The organism is Nitratireductor arenosus, assembly GCF_009742725.1.
In the GTDB taxonomy this organism is placed as follows: Bacteria; Pseudomonadota; Alphaproteobacteria; order Rhizobiales; family Rhizobiaceae; genus Mangrovimarina; species Mangrovimarina arenosa.
On record NZ_WPHG01000003.1, the window covers coordinates 393481 to 410640 of the forward strand.

At 63.1% G+C, this 17160-nt stretch carries 10 protein-coding genes; 2 read left to right on the top strand and 8 right to left on the bottom strand.

What is annotated here, in order from left to right; all coding sequences use genetic code 11:
- Nucleotides 1-160: 160 nt before the first annotated feature.
- From GN330_RS13915 to hglS, 7 genes are all read right to left on the bottom strand, one after another.
- Entirely contained in the window at nucleotides 161-4303 is a 4143-nt protein-coding gene (locus tag GN330_RS13915; protein ID WP_156713290.1) for an SDR family oxidoreductase, read from the bottom strand.
- A gap of 58 nt (nucleotides 4304-4361) precedes the next feature.
- Nucleotides 4362-6260, bottom strand: a complete 1899-nt coding sequence (locus tag GN330_RS13920) for a beta-ketoacyl synthase N-terminal-like domain-containing protein (protein WP_156713291.1) — start codon at nucleotides 6258-6260, stop codon at nucleotides 4362-4364.
- Nucleotides 6261-6756: 496 nt separating this feature from the next.
- On the bottom strand, nucleotides 6757-8040 hold the full coding sequence (locus GN330_RS13925; protein WP_156713292.1) for an NAD(P)/FAD-dependent oxidoreductase: 1284 nt from the start codon (nucleotides 8038-8040) through the stop codon (nucleotides 6757-6759).
- Between the two features lie 85 nt (nucleotides 8041-8125).
- Nucleotides 8126-9358 carry a pyridoxal phosphate-dependent aminotransferase gene (locus tag GN330_RS13930; RefSeq protein ID WP_156713293.1) on the bottom strand — a complete coding sequence of 411 codons (1233 nt, stop codon included), beginning with the start codon at nucleotides 9356-9358 and terminating at the stop codon, nucleotides 8126-8128.
- 6 nt (nucleotides 9359-9364) lie between these two features.
- Nucleotides 9365-10891, bottom strand: coding sequence for an L-piperidine-6-carboxylate dehydrogenase (gene amaB, locus GN330_RS13935; RefSeq protein WP_156713294.1), 1527 nt, complete (start codon nucleotides 10889-10891; stop codon nucleotides 9365-9367).
- A gap of 57 nt (nucleotides 10892-10948) precedes the next feature.
- Nucleotides 10949-12367: an FAD-binding oxidoreductase gene (locus GN330_RS13940; protein ID WP_156713758.1), complete on the bottom strand. Its 1419-nt coding sequence runs from the start codon at nucleotides 12365-12367 to the stop codon at nucleotides 10949-10951.
- 10 nt (nucleotides 12368-12377) lie between these two features.
- Entirely contained in the window at nucleotides 12378-13775 is a 1398-nt protein-coding gene (gene hglS / locus GN330_RS13945; RefSeq protein WP_156713295.1) for a 2-oxoadipate dioxygenase/decarboxylase HglS, read from the bottom strand.
- Nucleotides 13776-13882: 107 nt separating this feature from the next.
- Between hglS and GN330_RS13950 the strand changes: the two genes are divergently transcribed.
- Nucleotides 13883-14800 carry a LysR family transcriptional regulator gene (locus GN330_RS13950; protein WP_156713296.1) on the top strand — a complete coding sequence of 306 codons (918 nt, stop codon included), beginning with the start codon at nucleotides 13883-13885 and terminating at the stop codon, nucleotides 14798-14800.
- Nucleotides 14801-14980: 180 nt separating this feature from the next.
- Here the strand turns inward: GN330_RS13950 and GN330_RS13955 are convergent, their stop codons facing one another.
- Complete coding sequence (locus GN330_RS13955) at nucleotides 14981-16255, bottom strand: ABC transporter substrate-binding protein (protein WP_246188683.1); 1275 nt, start codon at nucleotides 16253-16255, stop codon at nucleotides 14981-14983.
- On the opposite strand from GN330_RS13955, the gene GN330_RS13960 reads away from it, so the two are divergent.
- Nucleotides 16169-17056, top strand: a complete 888-nt coding sequence (locus tag GN330_RS13960; protein ID WP_197435166.1) for a LysR substrate-binding domain-containing protein — start codon at nucleotides 16169-16171, stop codon at nucleotides 17054-17056. The genes GN330_RS13955 and GN330_RS13960 overlap by 87 nt on opposite strands.
- Nucleotides 17057-17160 lie beyond the last annotated feature (104 nt).

Consider the following 17160-nt stretch of genomic DNA (forward strand, 5'->3'; position numbering starts at 1 on the left):
CTCGGGCTGCGCTCGCCGTCCGATCGGGCTTATGGCGATAAAGCGTTTCCAGGCGAAGTTGGCGCCGGCTCGGCGTCCGGAAACGCGTCAAGAAAATCAGCAAAACCCGATCTGCGATTCAATGAAATGCAGAACGGATTTAAGATGACCGGAACGGCGCTCACGCGGTCAATGCCCGCCGGTCCGCCGCCGCCTTGGGCCGGCTCTCCGTCGACCTGATATGCGCGGCAAGCTCGGCGACCGTCTGGTTGCTGAGCAGTTCCTTTGGCGACAGGGATTTCGACAGCCGCTGCTCGATGAGCATGATCAGCCGGACGGCCATGACGGAATCGAGGCCTACGGAAGGCAGCTGCGTTTGAGGGTCGAGATCGTCCAGCTTGAGCAGCTCGCGAACGATCGTGACGAGGTCTTCTTCCAGATCGTCCTTGGCCGCCGCTGCCTCGGGCCGGTTTTCCGTCGATCCTATGTGCGCGGCAAGCTCGGCGACCGTCTGGTTGCTGAGCAGTTCCTTGGGCGACAGGGATTTCGACAGCCGCTGCTCGATGAGCATGATCAGCCGGATGGCCATGACGGAATCGAGGCCCACGGACGGCAGCGATGTCCGGGAATCGAGATCGTCCAGCTTGAGCAACTCGCAGACGACCGCGACGAGGTTTCCCTCCAGATCGCCATATTCGCTTCGAGGCGGTCGAGCGGCGGCCTCGGTCGCCGCAACATGACGATCCGGCGTGGCCGGCGATGCTGCGGTCGCGTCGGGGGTGGGGGACTGCGGCAGGGTCTGTTGGCCCGGCGCGGCAACCGCCTCGCCGCCTCGCCGTTTCAGAAGCAATCCGCTTGCGGGATCGAGATGGCCCATGATCCGGTCACGGTCGCCGTACATGGCCAGGATATCCGTGACCGGCTGTGCCATGACGTTGCGCAAGGCGCGGATGCCGGTGTCTGCATCCATGAATTGGTAGCCGAGCGACAGGAACCAGGCGTCGACGTCTTCGGTCACGTATTTGTCCCACTTCCAGCGCGACCAGCTGACGGCGTAGCTGCGCCCGTGCCGGCGCCCGGCTGCGACCTCCCGGTTGCGCCAGTTGGCGAAGGCATTCTGGAATGCACATGCGTAGGCATAGTCCGCACCTCCGGCAAACCCCAACGACGCCAGCGAGGAGAACGCGACGACAAAATCGAGGTCCAGTTCGGCGGTAGCCAGGTCCAGATTGACGCTGCCTGCCACCTTGGACGCGATCACCGCGGAAAAATCCTCCCACTGCTCGTTGTAGATATAGGCGTCATTGTGAGCGGTGACCAAATTGACGATGCCGTTCAGGCGTCCGTGGCGGCCGACAATGTCGGCGACCATCGCCTGCGTCTGCGCGCGGTCGGCTATGTCGCACTGGACATAGAGCATACGGTCGGACCGGCCTGCCTTGCGTGCCAGCGCGTCAACGCGATCCTTGACGACGCCGGCGAGCGGTGAACGGCCGGTAATGACGAAAGTCGCATCGACCTCGCGCAGCAGCCTCTCGACCAGCCTGCAGCCCAGTTCGCCGGCGCCACCCGGGAAAAGATAGACGCCGTCGTCGCGAAACCACGGGCCGTCTCCCGCCTGCCGCTCGGGCACGGATCCCGGTTGAAGCCCGTAGACCAGGCGCGCGCCGTCGAAGCGGATGGTCTGCGGTGTCGTCGCTGGTATTGCCGCGAGCTCGAGGGCGACGAGGCGCCGCCAGTCCTGCCCGTTCAGGTCGGCGAAATAGAGCGAATGGACCCTCAGCCGCTCGTTTTCAAGGAAGGCGGATTTCGCCAGCGCCGGAAGAGCGTCGTCCGCGGGCCTGACGCCGAAATCGCCGCGGGCGACATGAAAGATGTCGATCTGCCGGCCGAAGGAGCGTTCCATCAGGTCCTTTATCAGCTCGAACAGGATGTGAACCTCGTCGGCCTGCTCCGCGGCATTCGCCCCCGCAGGCAGAACGACGATCAGGTCGGGGGCGCCGTTCTCGGCGTTCCAGTTTTCGAACGACGGTTGGGGCGCGACCGCGCGCCCCTCGATCAGCGACGTCACCAGTCTCGCCGTCGGGGGAAGCACGCCGCGCAGAACCGGCGTGAAGTCAGCGATCTGTTGGTTGTCGCGGCCGATCACCCAGATGCATTTTTCGTCGAGCGGTCGGGGAGACCCTGCGGCCGTCTCGCGCCAGCCGGGCTGCAGATAGGCCATCTCGGCCCGCTCGCGGCTGTCCTCGTCCTCCTCGGCCGGCCGCGCTTCGAACCAACAGCTCCGGTCCGGCCACGGCGAAACCGGCAGCGGCAATCGCCGCGCTTCGGGAATGCCCGGCCAGTCGGCGCTGCCGCCCTCCAGCCACCGCACGACGTGCGCCGGCCAGGTTTGACCTGCCGTCGATCCCGACATCGCAAGAGTTTCCGGCAGAGGTTCACCAAGCGCGATCGCGTCGAACCCCCGCAGCAGTTCGGATCGCGACGATGCGTGCACGATGGCGCGGGCAGGGCGGTTCTCGTTTCTCTGCTGCAGGGTGAAAGCGATATCGCCGAGCTCGAAATCCACGTTGAACCCGTGCTCGGGATTGCGAACGACGCGCGCCAATGCCGCGGCATACGCCTTCAAGAGATCGGGATCGGATGCCGCGACCGGAACAAAGACCTCTCCGGCACGATCCCGGCTGGATGCCGGCACGACATGTTGCTGCACGACGACGGAGGCGTTCGCGCCGCCGAAGCCGAAGGAATTCACGATGGCGGCGCGCGCTCCGTCGGAGGCGTTTGCGGGCCAGGGGCCGGTTTCGGCCTGGAGAACGAAACCGTCGTCGAGCACGACGCGCGGATTGAGGCTGCGGAAGTTGGAAAGCCCGGGCAAAGCCCCGTGTTTCAGGGAAAGCAGCACGTTGATGACCCCGACGACCCCCGCCGCTGGTTCCAGATGGCCGATATTCGTCTTTACCGAACCTACGGCACAGGCAGACGGTTGCTGGCCGCTTTGTCTCCTCAAGGTGCGGAAAGCCTCTTTCACGCCCTCCATCTCGATCGGGTCGCCGAGTTCGGTGCCGGTACCGTGCATTTCGACATAGGATATGTCGCTTGGTAAGAGTTTTGCGTCGTTGAGCGCACGCATGACGAGGGCGGCCTGCGCCGGGCTGTTTGGCGCGGTGAGCGAGGCCGCCTTGCCGCCATGATTGACCGCCGTGCCTTTGACGACGCCGTAAATATGGTCGCGGTCGCGCACGGCCGCCTCGAACGGCTTCAGCACGAGAACGCCGACGCCTTCGGCCCGCACATAGCCATCCGCGCCGGCATCGAAGGTGCGGCACTGCCCGGTCGGAGACAGAACGCCGAGTTGTCGGCCCATCACGAACAGATCCGGCGTCAGGAGGAGGTTGACGCCGCCGGCGAGGGCAAGATCGCATTCTCCGCTGCGGATGGCCCGAACGGCGTTGTGAAGCGCAACCAGACTGCTTGAGCAGGCCGTATCCACCGCCTCGCTGGGACCATGCACGTCCAGGAGATACGACACGCGGTTGGCAACCATCGCATGGGCGCTGCCGGTCAGCATTTGTGCGCCCAGCATGCCCTTCTGGTCGAGAAGCTTCTGGTAGTCCTGGAACTGGACGCCGGCGAACACGCCAACCGACCGGCCAGCCAACCCGTTCGGGTCGTAGCCCGCATCCCAGATCGCTTCCCACGCCGTCTTCAGGAACAGACGGTGCTGCGGGTCCATGAGTTCGGCCTCATAGACCGAAATGCCAAAAAACGCCGGAGCGAAAAGGTCCTCGCCTTCGATGAAACCGCCCCATCTGACATCGGTGCGGCCGGGATCGCGCAGCGGATCGCCCGACAGGGCTCTCCAGTCCCAGCGCCGCTTCGGGACCTCGCGGATGCAGTTCCTTGCGTCGCGCTGATTGGCCCAGAACTCCTCCTTCGACGCCGCGCCCGGCAGGCGGCATGCCACGCCGACAATGGCGATGTCGCGTCTGCGGTCGGTCTGCGGCGCGGCGGGCTCGGCGCGCGCTTGCTCCGGCCGTTCCGGGCGTGTCCGGCCGGGCTTTTGTTGGGCGATATATACGCTCAGCGCCTGCAGCGTCGGGTGCGCAAACAGCAAAACGGCATCGACGCGCATGTCGAAGCGATCCGAAAGCCGCGACGAGAAGAGCTTGAGCGAGGCGGAATCGAAGCCGAGATTTCCAAGTGCCTCGTCTGGATCGAGGTCGTTGGCCGGCAGGTCCAGTACCGCGGCCGCCACCGTCTTGACCGCCTCCAGATGGTCGTGACTTTCCCCGCCGGTGCCGGGTCCTTCCAATGCGCTCATCGCCTCACCTCGTCATCCGATTTTCGAACCTGTCGACCCTTGCCGCGGCCTCCGCCAGTCAAGCCACGGGCTGCAATCTCGCGTGGAACCAGAGGCGCGAGCGCGCGAAAGGATAGCCGGGTGCGGAGACGCGCCGTCGCTGGCCGCGAGTGTAAAGGCTGGCGAAATCCACTTTTTCGCCATCCACCCATTGTTGGGCGAAGCGCACCGTCGATTCCGTGAGTTCGTCACGTGGTGCCACCGCAGGCAACGGAGCGCGCCCTTTGCGCAGGATGTCGGAATCCTCGTCACCGGCCTCCAGCCGGGCAAGCAGGTCTTCAAGGCTTGGCCAGTCTTGCGCGACAAGCGCCAGCCGGACCGGGAACGGGGTGCGTCCGACTTGAAACGTGTAGACGAAATCGTCGAAATCCGGCCTCTGATCGTCCGCCGGACCGGATTCGCCGGTCAGTGACGTCACGAACCGGTGCAGCCGTTGCACATAGCGGCGCAGGCCGGCCTCGTCCTTGGCGGACACCGGCAGAACCGGGAGCGCGGACGAGACCTGATTGTCGGCGCCCGCGTTCGTTTCCCGGCGTTCCTCGAGCACCGCATGTCCCAGGGCTCCGCCGAAGCCAAAGGAATTGATTGCCGCGCGGCGGGGCAGCGTAATGCCGTCCGGCCCCTGGAGCGATTGCCAGTCTTCGGTTTCGCGTACGAAGCGAAAGGGCGTGCCGTCAGTGTCGCACATCGGGTTGACGGTGTTGAGATGTGGATTGCCGGGGATCTTGCCGTGTCTCATCGCCAGCAGCACCTTGACCACACCGGCCAGGCCGGAGGCCGTTTCCACGTGGCCGATATTGGCTTTGACCGAGCCGATACGGCAATGCGGCTGCGCGTCTTGCGCCTGGCCGGCGGTCAATGCGCCGTAAGCCTGGCTGATCGCGTTGAACTCGATGGCGTCGCCCAGCGGCGTACCGGTTCCGTGCGCCTCGATGTAGCCCACCGAGCGCGGATCGACACCGGCCCGTCGCCAGGCCTTCACGATGAGCTGCTTTTGGGCGACCGCATTCGGCGCCGTCAGCCAGTTGGCGCGCCCGCCATGGCTGATCGCCGAACCGATCAGCAACCCGTAGACATGGTCGCCGTCGGCTTCGGCGTCATCGAGCCTTTTCAAAAGCAGCGATGCCGCCCCCTCGCCGCGCGCATAGCCGTTGCCGGCCGCGTCGAAGCTCTTCGTGCGGCAGTCGGGGCTCAGGGCGCCGTCTTCCTCGAGCGACAGCGACAGCGTTGAATGAAGGATGAGATTGACCGCGCCGACGATCGCCGTCGTGCAGTCGCCATTGCGCAGCGCCTGCGCGGCCAGGTGCAACGCCGCCAGCGAGCCGGAACAGGCGGTGTCGACGGCCAGGCTTGGACCGGTAAGGCCGAGCGCGAAAGAGACCCGGTTGGGCACGATCGACGTGGCCACGCCCGTCGCCAGTTTGGCGTGGACGGCGGTTCCTCCGCGATAGAGAAGCTCTTCGTAGTCGGACTTGCCGGTCGCGAAGAATACGCCCGTTTCTTCTCGGCCGAGATCGGTTGTCCGGTAGCCGGCATCCTCGACGCAATGCCAGGCGGATTCCAGCGCCAGGCGCTGGAGAGGGTCCATCAACCTTGCTTCTTCCTCCTGGATGCCGAAAAACGCGGCGTCGAATGCATCGACGTTCCGGATGAACCCGCCCTCGCGCACGCCGCTGGAGCCCGTTTGCGACGCCGCAGCGGCCGCAAATCGGTCATCGGGGGGCACGCCGACGCAGTCGCGACAGTCGACCAGGTTTTGCCAGTATTCGTCGAGCGTTTCGCAGACGGATCCGGGAAAGCGTGCGTGGATGCCGATCACGGCGATCGGGTCGAGCCAATGTTGATCCCTGTGCGGCGCCGGCGCGCCACGATGCTGGCTTCCGGTTGCAAAGCCGCCGCCGCGTACGGACTCCGTCACTCGTGCCGTTCCTTCGGACTTCCGCTCACCAGTGCCATGTGCAACACCTCGTCTCCAGATGGATGGGAACGCGCCAGCGGGGATGGCGCGATGCTTTAAAACGCCGAACGTCTGTCCCACGCCGAGCGGACCGAACAGGGCCGCGCTCCAGAAGCGGCAACACGCCGTGGAAGCTCAGCGCCGCGCGGGAGATCGAACTGAATTACACTAATATAACAGGGCCGGGAGTGTAAACCCGGTATCGTTTCGGCAATGCGGCGGCGCGCCGTTGCGAAAACCGTGTCAGGGCAGGTCGTCAATCGGGCGCCTGGTCGCGATTGTGCGAGGCCATTTCGCGTAAGGCCACGCCGCGTGCCGGCGAACGACATCGTATGTCCGCAACGCCGCGGCGAAGATGCGATAGGCCTTACCGACTGTCTGACGTCAGCACCTGTCGGACAGATTTGAGGGTATATGGAACGGCGGGTTCGAAACGTCCTTGACCAACACGGATACTCTAGCGCGGCATGCGTGCCGACACGGCGTGATAGAGGGTCGCGCCCGTTTCGTAATAGTGCGCCTTGATGCGGCGGAACCGTTCTTCGTAAGTTGCCAGCGGTGCAAGCGGCAAGTCACCGCCATCCTCGCGCAGAAGGGCATCTGCGGCCGCCGTGCCGAAAACCGTTCCTGGTGCGATGCCGCGTCCGGAATAGCCGAAACAGGCATAGGCGTTCGGCCCGAACGCGACGATCTTGGGGATGTGGTCGCTTGTCATCGCGATCCTGCCGCTCCAGCCATGTTCGAAGGACATATCGCCCAATGCCGGATAGATTTGGCGCAGTTTGCGCCGGGCCCAGGCGTGGTGAAAATCCTTGCCAGGGCCCTCCATGCTTCCCACGCCGCCGATGATCAGGCGTCGCGCCCGGTCCACTCGGATCGAGGACATCACCAGCGCTGTGTCCCAGCAACCCTCGCCGCCCGGCAGGACGGTGCGGCGGTCGGTTTCGGCAAGGGGAGCCGTCGCGAACTGGGAATAATTGAAGGGGATGAATGCCGGTTTACAGGGCGCGCTTATTCCAAGGTGATAGGCGTTGGTGGCGACCAGAAGACACCGTGCGCGCACCGCGTGGCCATTGGCTTCGACTATCCAGATACCGTCGCCCCGCTTCAGCGCGGTGACGGGAGAGCGTTCGTGAACGATGGCTCCATGCCTTTGAGCGGCGCGCGCAAGCCCCCGGCAGTAGGCCAGTGGTTGTATGGTGCCGGCGCGCGGATCGAAAAGTGCGCCGTGAAAGGCCTTGCTGCCGGTGCGGCGTTCCGTTTCCGTTTGGGTAAGCAGGCTGAGCGGCGCGCCCAGCCGGTTGCCTTGCCGGTACCGTTCCTCAAGATCACGCAGGCCTGCCGGAGAATGGGCGAGATGCAATGTTCCCCTGCGTGTCGCCTCGCAGTCGATGTCTTCACGTTCGATCAGCGAAAAGACCTTTTCAGGGCCCAGGCCGAGCGTTTCGACCAATCGCAGGCCGGCTTTTTCGCCCAATTGACCGATCACGGAATCCGGCGGTAGCCAGAGCCCCGCATTGACCAGCCCGACATTGCGCCCCGATCCGCCATGACCCGTTGTTTGGGCTTCGAGCACACATACCGACGCCCCGCGTCCGGCGGCTTCGAGGGCGGCCGAAAGTCCGGTGAACCCGCCGCCGACAATGGCGAGATCGACGCTCAGATCGCGACCAAGCGGCGGCGCGTCGATGGTTTCCAGCGAACTTGCGTGCCACAGAATCGAGAAGGCAGTGGTGTTCATTGTTCCAGCCTCATTCCAGCATGCTCGGGTTCGGATGGAGCCGGTCGACCGGCGGGAGGAATGTTTTGGATCCGCCGCGCATCGGTCAGCTCAGCATCTTGCAGGCATCGGCAATCCGCCGCAGCGCTTCGCGCAGTTCGGTTTTCCCGGTGGCATAGGAAATGCGGAAATAGGGCGAAAGCCCGAAGGCCGAACCGGGAACGACGGCGACGTGAGCGGTTTCGAGCAGATAGTCCGCGAATGCGGTATCGGTGGCAATCCGTTTGCCGTTCGGCGCGGTCCGGCCGATCATGCCTCCGCAATCCGCGAAGGTGTAGAACGCGCCCTGCGGGGTCCGACAGGCAATGCCGGGGATCGTGTTGAGTGCCGAGACCACGATATCGCGGCGTCTCTGGAAGCTGCGCCGGCGTTCCCCGACAAAGGTTTGCGGACCTGTGAGCGCCTCGACCGCAGCCGCCTGGCCGATCGATGACGGGCAGGAGGTGGCCTGGCTCTGGATAACGGCCATGGCCTTGATCAGCGGTTCGGGGCCGCCGGCGTAGCCGATGCGCCAGCCCGTCATCGCATAGGCTTTCGATACGCCATTAACAGTCAGTATGCGCTCTTTCAGGCGCGGCTCGATTGCCGCGGGCGTGACGAATTCGAAGCCGTCATAGACGATATGTTCGTACATGTCGTCGACCATCAGCCAGACATGCGGGTGACGCAGGAGAACGTCGAGAAGCGGGCGGTAATCCGCTTCGCTGTAGGCCGCGCCCGACGGGTTGGAAGGCGAATTCATCAGCAGCCACCGGGTCTTCGGCGTGATCGCCTTTTCGAGTTGGTCGGCCATCAGGCGGAAACCCGCAGCCCCGTCGCAGGGAATGAGGACGGGTACGCCGCCGCAGATCTCGACGATATCGGAATAGGACGTCCAGAAGGGCGTGGGAATGATGACTTCGTCGCCGGGATCGATACTCGCCATGAAAGCGTTGAACAGGATCTGTTTTGCGCCGGTGGCGACCGTCACCTCGTTGAGGGCGTAGTCGACGCTGTTTTCGCGGCGGAACTTTTCGGCAATCGCCGACTTGAGTTCAGGCGTTCCGTCGAGCGGTGTGTATTTGGTCTCGCCGCGCTCGATTGCCGCCTTGGCGGCTTTCTTGACGTTGTCAGGCGTATCGAAGTCCGGCTCGCCGGCGCCAAGAACGATCACCGGCAGGCCTTCGCGTTTCATCGCCGCCGCCCGCGCCCCTATCTCAAGTATTGTCGACACTCCGACGGAGGCGATGCGGGAGGCGGGCCTGAAATGGGTTTCAGCGACGTTTAAGGCGATTGTCATCGCAGTCTATCCGATATCGAACGAGACGCCCTGGGCGAGCGGCAATTGCGTGGAATAGTTCACCGTATTGGTGGCGCGGCGCATATATCCCTTCCAGGCGTCGGAGCCCGATTCGCGACCGCCGCCGGTTTCCTTTTCGCCGCCGAAGGCGCCGCCGATTTCGGCGCCGGATGTTCCGATATTGACGTTGGCGATTCCGCAGTCCGATCCCTCGACGGAGAGGAAGCGCTCCGCCTCCCGCATGTCGACCGTGAAGATCGAGGAGGAAAGGCCGGCGGCGACCGCATTATGGTCCTCAATCGCCTGATCGAGATCGGCATATTTCATCACGTACAGAATCGGCGCGAAGGTCTCTTCGAGCACCGGACCGGTTTGTCTGGGCATCTCGACGAGCGCCGGCCGGGCATAATAGGCGGTGTCCTTGCCCGCCTCGAGAACACGTTCTCCCCCGGTCACGATGCCACCTTCCGCCTTCGCGGCTTGGAGCGCTTTGTGCATGGTGTCAAAGGCCTGCCTGTCGATCAGCGGTCCGACCAGCGCGGACGTCTCCAGCGGATTGCCGATGGAGACGCTCTGGTAGGCGGACTTCAGGCGCGGCACGAGCGTGTCGTAGAGACTGTCATGAACGAACAGCCTGCGCAGGCTGGTGCAGCGCTGGCCGGCGGTTCCCATGGCACCGAAGGCGATGGCGCGCAGCGCCATGTCGATGTCCGCCGACGGGCAGACGATGCCGGCATTGTTGCCGCCCAGCTCTAGGATGGAGCGCGCGAACCGCTTTGCGAGCCGTGGTCCGACCTCGCGGCCCATGCGGGTCGACCCGGTCGCCGAGACGAGAGCGATCTTCGGGTTGTCGACAATGGCTTCGCCCACCGTCCGATCGCCGACGAGAACCTGCGCGAGGTTTTCCGGTGCGTCGCCGAAGCGTTTCATCGCACGGTCGAGGATCGCCTGGCAGGCGAGGGCGGTAAGAGGGCTCTTTTCCGACGGTTTCCAAACGACCGAGTTGCCGCACACGAGCGCCAATGCCGTGTTCCACGACCATACGGCAACCGGGAAGTTGAAGGCGGTGATGACGCCGACGACGCCGAGCGGGTGCCAGGTTTCCATCATCCGGTGGCCGGGGCGCTCGGTGGCGATTGTCAGCCCGTAGAGTTGGCGCGACAGGCCGACGGCGAAATCGCAGATGTCAATCATCTCCTGCACTTCGCCCGCACCTTCGGAGGGGATTTTTCCTGCTTCGATTGAGACCAGCCGGCCGAGATCGTTCTTGGCGGCACGCAATTCCTCACCAAGCAGGCGCACGAGTTCGCCGCGCCGCGGCGCTGGAACCTGGCGCCACGTCTTGAATGCCGAGTGGGCCGCGTCGATGGCCTTGTCGCAGTCGGCCGCGGAAACCGTCGCAAGCGCTCCGATCTGTTCGCCGGTAACCGGTGAAAACGAGGCCATGTCGCCGTCGTTCCACCTGCCTTTCGGTATGCCGAGCTTGTCGAGAATCTTGGCTGTTTCCTGCTTGACGTCGATGGTTTTGGTCATCGTTGTCTCCTTTGTCGTGTGTTTGACTAAATGCCGTAGCCCCTGGTGGGACTGTGTTCACAAGGTCATCGCTCCCAGGGCGCCGGGCGAGGTCATGCGTTTCAGGTTCGTTGCGAGCCTGCGGATGGGGTCGGGCGTATAGCGGTCGTAATAAACTTGGTTCATGCGCCCGATGCCGTGCTCGGCGCTGAAGCTACCGTGGAATTTCTCGACCGCCACCGCCATCACCAAATTGCGAAGCGAACGCTCGTACCCGGGATCGGCAAGCGCCGGATCGTCCGGCCGCGCAACGAGATTGAAGTGGACGCCGCCATCGCCGAGATGGCCGAAATCGCAAACGGTTATGGCCGGGAAGGATCTGGCGAGTTCGGCCTTCATGTGCGCCAGGAACAGCATCACGTCGCCACGGCGAAAAGAGAGATCGAAAGCAAACAGCCTGCCGGCGCTTTTCACCCCTTCCGAAAGCGCGTGCCGCAGCGCCCACATCTCTTCCGGCGGACCGACAAGGGCGTTGGCGAGCGGGGCATCGTCGCTTTCCCATAGCCGCGTCAGCACGTCCTCGAGCATGCTGTCGAGCGCTTGTTCGCCTGAGCGTTGTGGATTGCAACGCGTGATCTCCGCCATAATGGCGAAGTCGGGCACCGCGCCGCCCTCGAACGGATTGCGAAGCGAGGGGACATGGGCCAGAGCCGCGCGGATCGCGTTGCCTGACATGCCCTCGAAGGCAGACAGATGGGCGCCGCAGGCCTGCTCCATGGCGACGAGCAGATTGGGTATTGCGTCCTCCGACGACGGTACCAGAAGCGCGGTCGCGCTCTGGCACGGGCTCATCTCGAGATTGAGAACGCATTGGGTGATGATACCGAAGGCACCGCATGTACCGATGAAAATCTGTTTCCAGTCGACGCCGACATTGTTCTTGCGCAGGCCGCTGGTGAAGTCGAGGATGGTGCCTTCTTCGTCGGCGAGGACGACCTCGATGCCGAGCGTGTTTGCCCTGACGTCGCCGTAGCGCAGGAAGCGCGAACCGCCGGCATTTGTGGCGATCATGCCGCCGAGCCTCGGATCGGCGCTGAGATCGATGGGAAAAAACAGGCCGTCGGCTTCGATCTGCGTGTTCAGTGCCGACAGGCGTACCCCAGCGCCGGCCCTGACGGAACGATTGACCGGATCGATCTCGGTAATGCCGGCAAGCCGGTCGAGGCTGAGCACGGCCTGCGTGCCGGTGTCGTCCGGCGTCGAGCCTGATACGAGACCGGTATTGCCCGACTGCGCGACGAGCCCGATATCATGGCGAACGCAGTAGCCGACGACGGTGGAAACCTCCTGGGTGTTGGCCGGCCGGGCCACGAAGGCGGCGCGTCCCCGGTCATAGCGCGCGCCGGTCTCGTAGATCTGCTTGTCGCCGGCTTCGACGACAATTCCCTTGTCGCCGAGCAGCGCGCGCAGTGCGTCGATATGGTGCCTGGTGTTCAAGTCGGTCATTTCACTCTGCGGCGGCAACCGCGTCCAAAACATGCCGGCAATCATCGATCGACGCATGTTCGATTTTGGCATAATGGGCGAACTCGTCGAGAACCGCTGCGCCGAGATCATGTTCGAACATCTGCTGGTTCGGTCCGGCAACGAATTGCTGTGCGGCGTTGTCGCCGAGATTTGACTGGAAGATTCCTGCCGCGCTGACCGGCAGGAAATCCTCGTAGACGATCGGATCGAAGCGGATCAGGCCTGCCTCTATTGCTGTCTCGATATCCATCTTTGACGCGGTGGCGGCCCGTCCCTTTCGCGTGAGCGAATATGTAAAATAGCCGAGCCCCTGGGTACGGATGTTCGCCCAATCGTCGGGAAAGGGCTCGAAGGCAGCGGCCAGCGCCGCCCGGTACTCCTCGGCGTTCGAACCGTCGGCGGCGGGTTGTATCGCCGCACGCGCATGGCCGAGCAATCGATCGTAAAGGGCGCGGCCTTTGGGGGTGAGCGCTATGCCGCGTTGCTCGATCTCGCCGAAGCGGGCGGTGTGCGTGCCGCTTTCCCAGGTGCCGTTCGCTCGGCTGAACTCGACGGCTTCCTCGAGCGCCTTGAACGAGGTTTGGCGCAACAGGATAGGACATTTCCGGGCAGGTGGGCCTTCGACAACCGCTTTCGGCGTTATGCCCTCGCGGGGCATGCGTGTCTGGACCTTGTCGATGTCGAGGGTGCGCGGTGTGAGGTGATTGATGTGGGGACCGCGGAAGGAAACGACGTCGGCGATCAGGCGGTGGGCATCGCACAGCCTTTCATACATCCGGGCGTCGACGATGGCCCGGTCGTGCCAGCGAAAGGTCTCGATCACCTCGCTTACGAAACGCGCGGCATCCGCCTTGCAAAGTCCGCCGTCGGCCTCGGCCTTTTCGACCAGGCGGCGCGCCGCCGGCGTGAAGATATCGCGCGCGGCGAGAATTTCGGCGGCCTGCTGGCGAAGGTCGTCATCGGCGATCAGGTCGAGGCGCAGAAGCGAAGTAAACAGTCGGAAGGGATTGCGGTTCAGGTGCGCGCCGCCGATCGGGCGGAACGCGGTGGAATGAACCGGAACACCGGCGACGGACAAATCGTAATAGCCGACGGGAAACATGCCCATGACCGCCAACACCCGGCGCATCATCGCCAGTTCCGCGGGGGTGCCGAGGCGGATCGCGCCGTGGCGTTCACAGGAGATGCGGTCGAGCGAATCTGTGGCCTTCAGTCTTTCGGCGAATTGGGGGGCGGCTGCAAGGGTTTCGGCATTTACGGCGTCCACCAGTCGGATCAGTGTGCCGTAAGCCGGTACCTCTTCGCGGTACATTGCCGACATGGTGGCGCTGAACGAGGCGCGGATTTCGTCGGCGGCAACAAAGCGGTCATTCGACATTGTGACTGGCAGCGTCCTGTCTGTGTTTATCATTCCATTTCGTCATAATAATTGATACCAAAGCCAATCTCATGCGATGAATCGGCTCTAACCCATGCGATATCGGAATGAATCTAAGCCGAGCACTGATTCCCGACCTTTCAGTTCTGCAAGCGTTCGAATGTGCCGCGCGCCACGGCAGCTTCACCCAGGCTGCTGCGGAGCTGAATCTGACGCAAAGCGCTGTCAGCCGGCAGATTCGGGCGCTCGAATCCCAATTGGGCGTGGTGCTGTTTGAACGCGTCCGCCGCCACGTCGTTCTGTCCGCCACCGGGCGGGCGCTTCTTCCTTCGGTGATGAAATTGCTCGCGCAGTCTGAGGAACTGGTGCAGCGCGCCATGGCTTCGTGCGACGGCCGGAGCGTCTTGTCGCTTGCCACCCTTCCGACATTTGCCAGCCGCTGGCTGTTGCCGCGTCTTCCGGACTTCACCGCGCGACATCCCGACATCGTCGTCAACATCGCGTCCCGCTCGGAGCCGTTCGATCTCTCCGATAGGGATTTCGATCTCGCCATCCACTACGGACAGCCGGTTTGGGCGCATGCGCACTGTACGTATCTGTGCAGCGAGATAATCTTGCCGGTCGCCAGTCCGGCGCTCCTCGAACGCCACCGCGTGACCACGGTCGAAGATCTCGCGGGCGCACCCCTGCTTCACCTGGCGACGCGGCCGCAGCAATGGCCGGATTGGTTCGCGCAGCATGACGCGCCCGATGTGATCGCCTATCACGGCCATCGTTTCGATCAGTTCAACATGATCATCGAGGCGGCCTGTATCGGGCTGGGTTTCGCCCTCTTGCCGAAATACCTGATTGAGAGTGACCTCGCAGCGGGCCGATTGCAGGTAGCGCTTGATCGTTCGATGACGACCGAAAACAACTATTACCTTGTCTCCCCGGAAGGAAAAACCGATTACGGGGCGGTTAAGGCCTTCGAAACCTGGATCCTGTCTCGGGTTTCGAGTAGCCCGGCCCTCGACCAGCGTTAGAGTGTCCGCGCCGGCCAACGCACGCATTGGGGGCTGCCGGAAATGGCCCCCAAATCTGCCCCGGCCAACACCGACGTTCCAGGCCGGCCGGCCGTAGGATGCACAGGCGCGGTCTGCGCGGTTGCAAAACGGGGCGGCCGCATGTCAGCCGCCCCGATCGCCGTTTCGCTATAGTGCCGATTATCGCGCCGCGACGGTGCGATTGAACTTCTCGATGACGGTAGCGCGGTTGTCGTTGATCTCGTTCCAGTTCGGCAGCGAGAGGCTTTTCACGCTCCCACCCTCGCCCCAGGGCATGCGCTGCTTCGCATCGTCGCTGAGTTCGACGTCTTTGGTCGCCGGGCCGACATAGATGCGTTCGGCCATGCATGCAGCCGGCTCCTTGCCGATGGCGAAATCGACGAATTTCTCGGCGGCTTCCATGCGCGGGGTGTTGGCAACGAGGTGCAGACGAATATCGCCCCCGATCGCCCCTTCCTCGGGGACGACGAAAGCGATTGGCAGCTTCTGGTCGCGCATTGCGTAGGCCGAGCTTGCATAATGCGCGCCGGCGACGACTTCACCGCTCTGGAAGAGATTGGTTCCGGCGCCTGCGGTGTCGAAATAGGCGGCCACCTGCAGTTCCTTGATGTTGTCGAGAACCGGGTCGACTTCGCTCAGCGGGGTGCCCTCGACCTTGGCAAGTTCGGCCAGGAACGGCACGCCCATGGCGTTTGAGGGGCTCGGGAATGTGACGGCTCCCGCATATTCGCCGTTCCACAAATCCTTCCAGGATTTGGGTGCGGTTTCCACCTGGTCGGTATTGTAGACGAGGCCAAGAGAATAATATCCGGTACTGACGGCGAAAATATTGCCCTCATCATCCTTGTAGACACCTTCCTCGAGCATGCCGGCGACGCCCGGGAGCTTCTCCGGATCGATCGGGGCGACAATCCCTTGCGCGGCAGCTTGTTCGGAGACGCCGCCATCCATCCACACCGCGTCGAGCACCGGCGCATCTTTTTGCTGAAGCAGCTTGCTGAGCGTGACGGCGGAAACACCGGGTTCGGGCGTGACGGTAATGCCGGTCGCTTCGGTGAACGGATCGATGATGCAGGCCTGCAGCGCAGCTCCCCATTCGCCGCCATAAGTCGCGACGGTTATCGATTCCTGGGCGCTCGCGGGAGCGGCCAAAAACGCGGTCGCGAAAGCGGTGAAAGTGAAGGTTGTAATTCTTCTGTTTTTCATGATGACGTTCCCTTTGTTATTTGTCTTCCAACGGATCGAACCATTAGGTACTGTTGGAGGGCGAACAGCAAATTGAATTTGGGAAATCTGAGATAACTGAAAGTTATGAACGTCAGGCAGCTCGAAGCATTCAAAACGATCATGGAACTGGGCAGCTTCACCCGCGCCGCGGAGAGGCTCGGCCTCACCCAGCCCGCGGTCAGCAAGCTGATCATTCTGCTGGAGCATAAATGTGGCTTCCAGCTCTTTCATCGTCAAAAGAACGGCGTCGTCCCCACCGCCGAAGGCGAAATGCTCTACGCGGAAGTCGAGCGGGTTTTCCTTGGTCTGGAGACCATCTCCGCGCGCGCCAGGGCTATTCGGCAGTTTGAGTACGGCGAAATCGACGTGGTTACCTTTCCATCGCTCGGCACGCGTGTTCTGCCGCCCATACTGGCGGGTTTCCTTGAAAACAGGCAGATCAAGGTCAATCTGGCGAGCCGGAATTCCTGGCTTCTGGTCGACCGCGTGGCCACCCAGGGCGTGGATATCGGCTTTGGCATGGCGAAGATCGATCGTCCGGGCGTCCAGTTCTCTCTGCTGTGTTCCATGCAGGGGGTCTGTGTCTTGCCGCCGGGGCACCGGCTGTCGGACAAGGGGGTCATCGAAGCGCGCGACCTGGAAGGAGAGCGTTTCATATCGCTCGCGGAGGAGGACGGCGTGCAGGTCGACATCGACCGGTCCTTCGCCGAGCACGGGGTGTCGCGCAACGTTGTTCTGGAATCGCAACTTTCGGAATCGATCTGCTCCTTTGTGTCGGCGGGTCTCGGCGTGGCGATCGTCGATCCGATCAGCACAGTCGGGTTTGAGCGCCGGGATCTCGTCGTGAAACCGTTCCATCCATCCATTCGCCAGGACATCTGGGTCATAACACCCAGTTTCCGGGAGGTTTCGCTCGGCGCACAAGCGCTCGTGCAGCATGTGAGGGAGGCGCTTACAGCCAAGATCGATACGCTCGAAGCCGCCATCGCACCAACTGGAAATTCGTAAATCTTTTCAGGGGGCATTCCAAATAGTTATGTCTGACCTAGCATAAGAAATTTGACTTCCGTCCTCCATGACGGCCTGATATTACGCATAAAGAAAGTACTTTT

What these genes read in the sequence shown, in the direction of transcription:
- GN330_RS13915 (WP_156713290.1), bottom strand. Translation starts at nt 4,303, where the DNA reads ATGAGCGCATTGGAAGGACCCGGCACCGGCGGGGAAAGTCACGACCAT.
- GN330_RS13925 (WP_156713292.1), bottom strand. Translation starts at nt 8,040, where the DNA reads ATGAACACCACTGCCTTCTCGATTCTGTGGCACGCAAGTTCGCTGGAA.
- GN330_RS13930 (WP_156713293.1), bottom strand. Translation starts at nt 9,358, where the DNA reads ATGACAATCGCCTTAAACGTCGCTGAAACCCATTTCAGGCCCGCCTCC.
- amaB (WP_156713294.1), bottom strand. Translation starts at nt 10,891, where the DNA reads ATGACCAAAACCATCGACGTCAAGCAGGAAACAGCCAAGATTCTCGAC.
- hglS (WP_156713295.1), bottom strand. Translation starts at nt 13,775, where the DNA reads ATGTCGAATGACCGCTTTGTTGCCGCCGACGAAATCCGCGCCTCGTTC.
- GN330_RS13950 (WP_156713296.1), top strand. Translation starts at nt 13,883, where the DNA reads ATGAATCTAAGCCGAGCACTGATTCCCGACCTTTCAGTTCTGCAAGCG.
- GN330_RS13960 (WP_197435166.1), top strand. Translation starts at nt 16,169, where the DNA reads ATGGAACTGGGCAGCTTCACCCGCGCCGCGGAGAGGCTCGGCCTCACC.
- GN330_RS13955 (WP_246188683.1), bottom strand. Translation starts at nt 16,255, where the DNA reads ATGCTCCAGCAGAATGATCAGCTTGCTGACCGCGGGCTGGGTGAGGCC.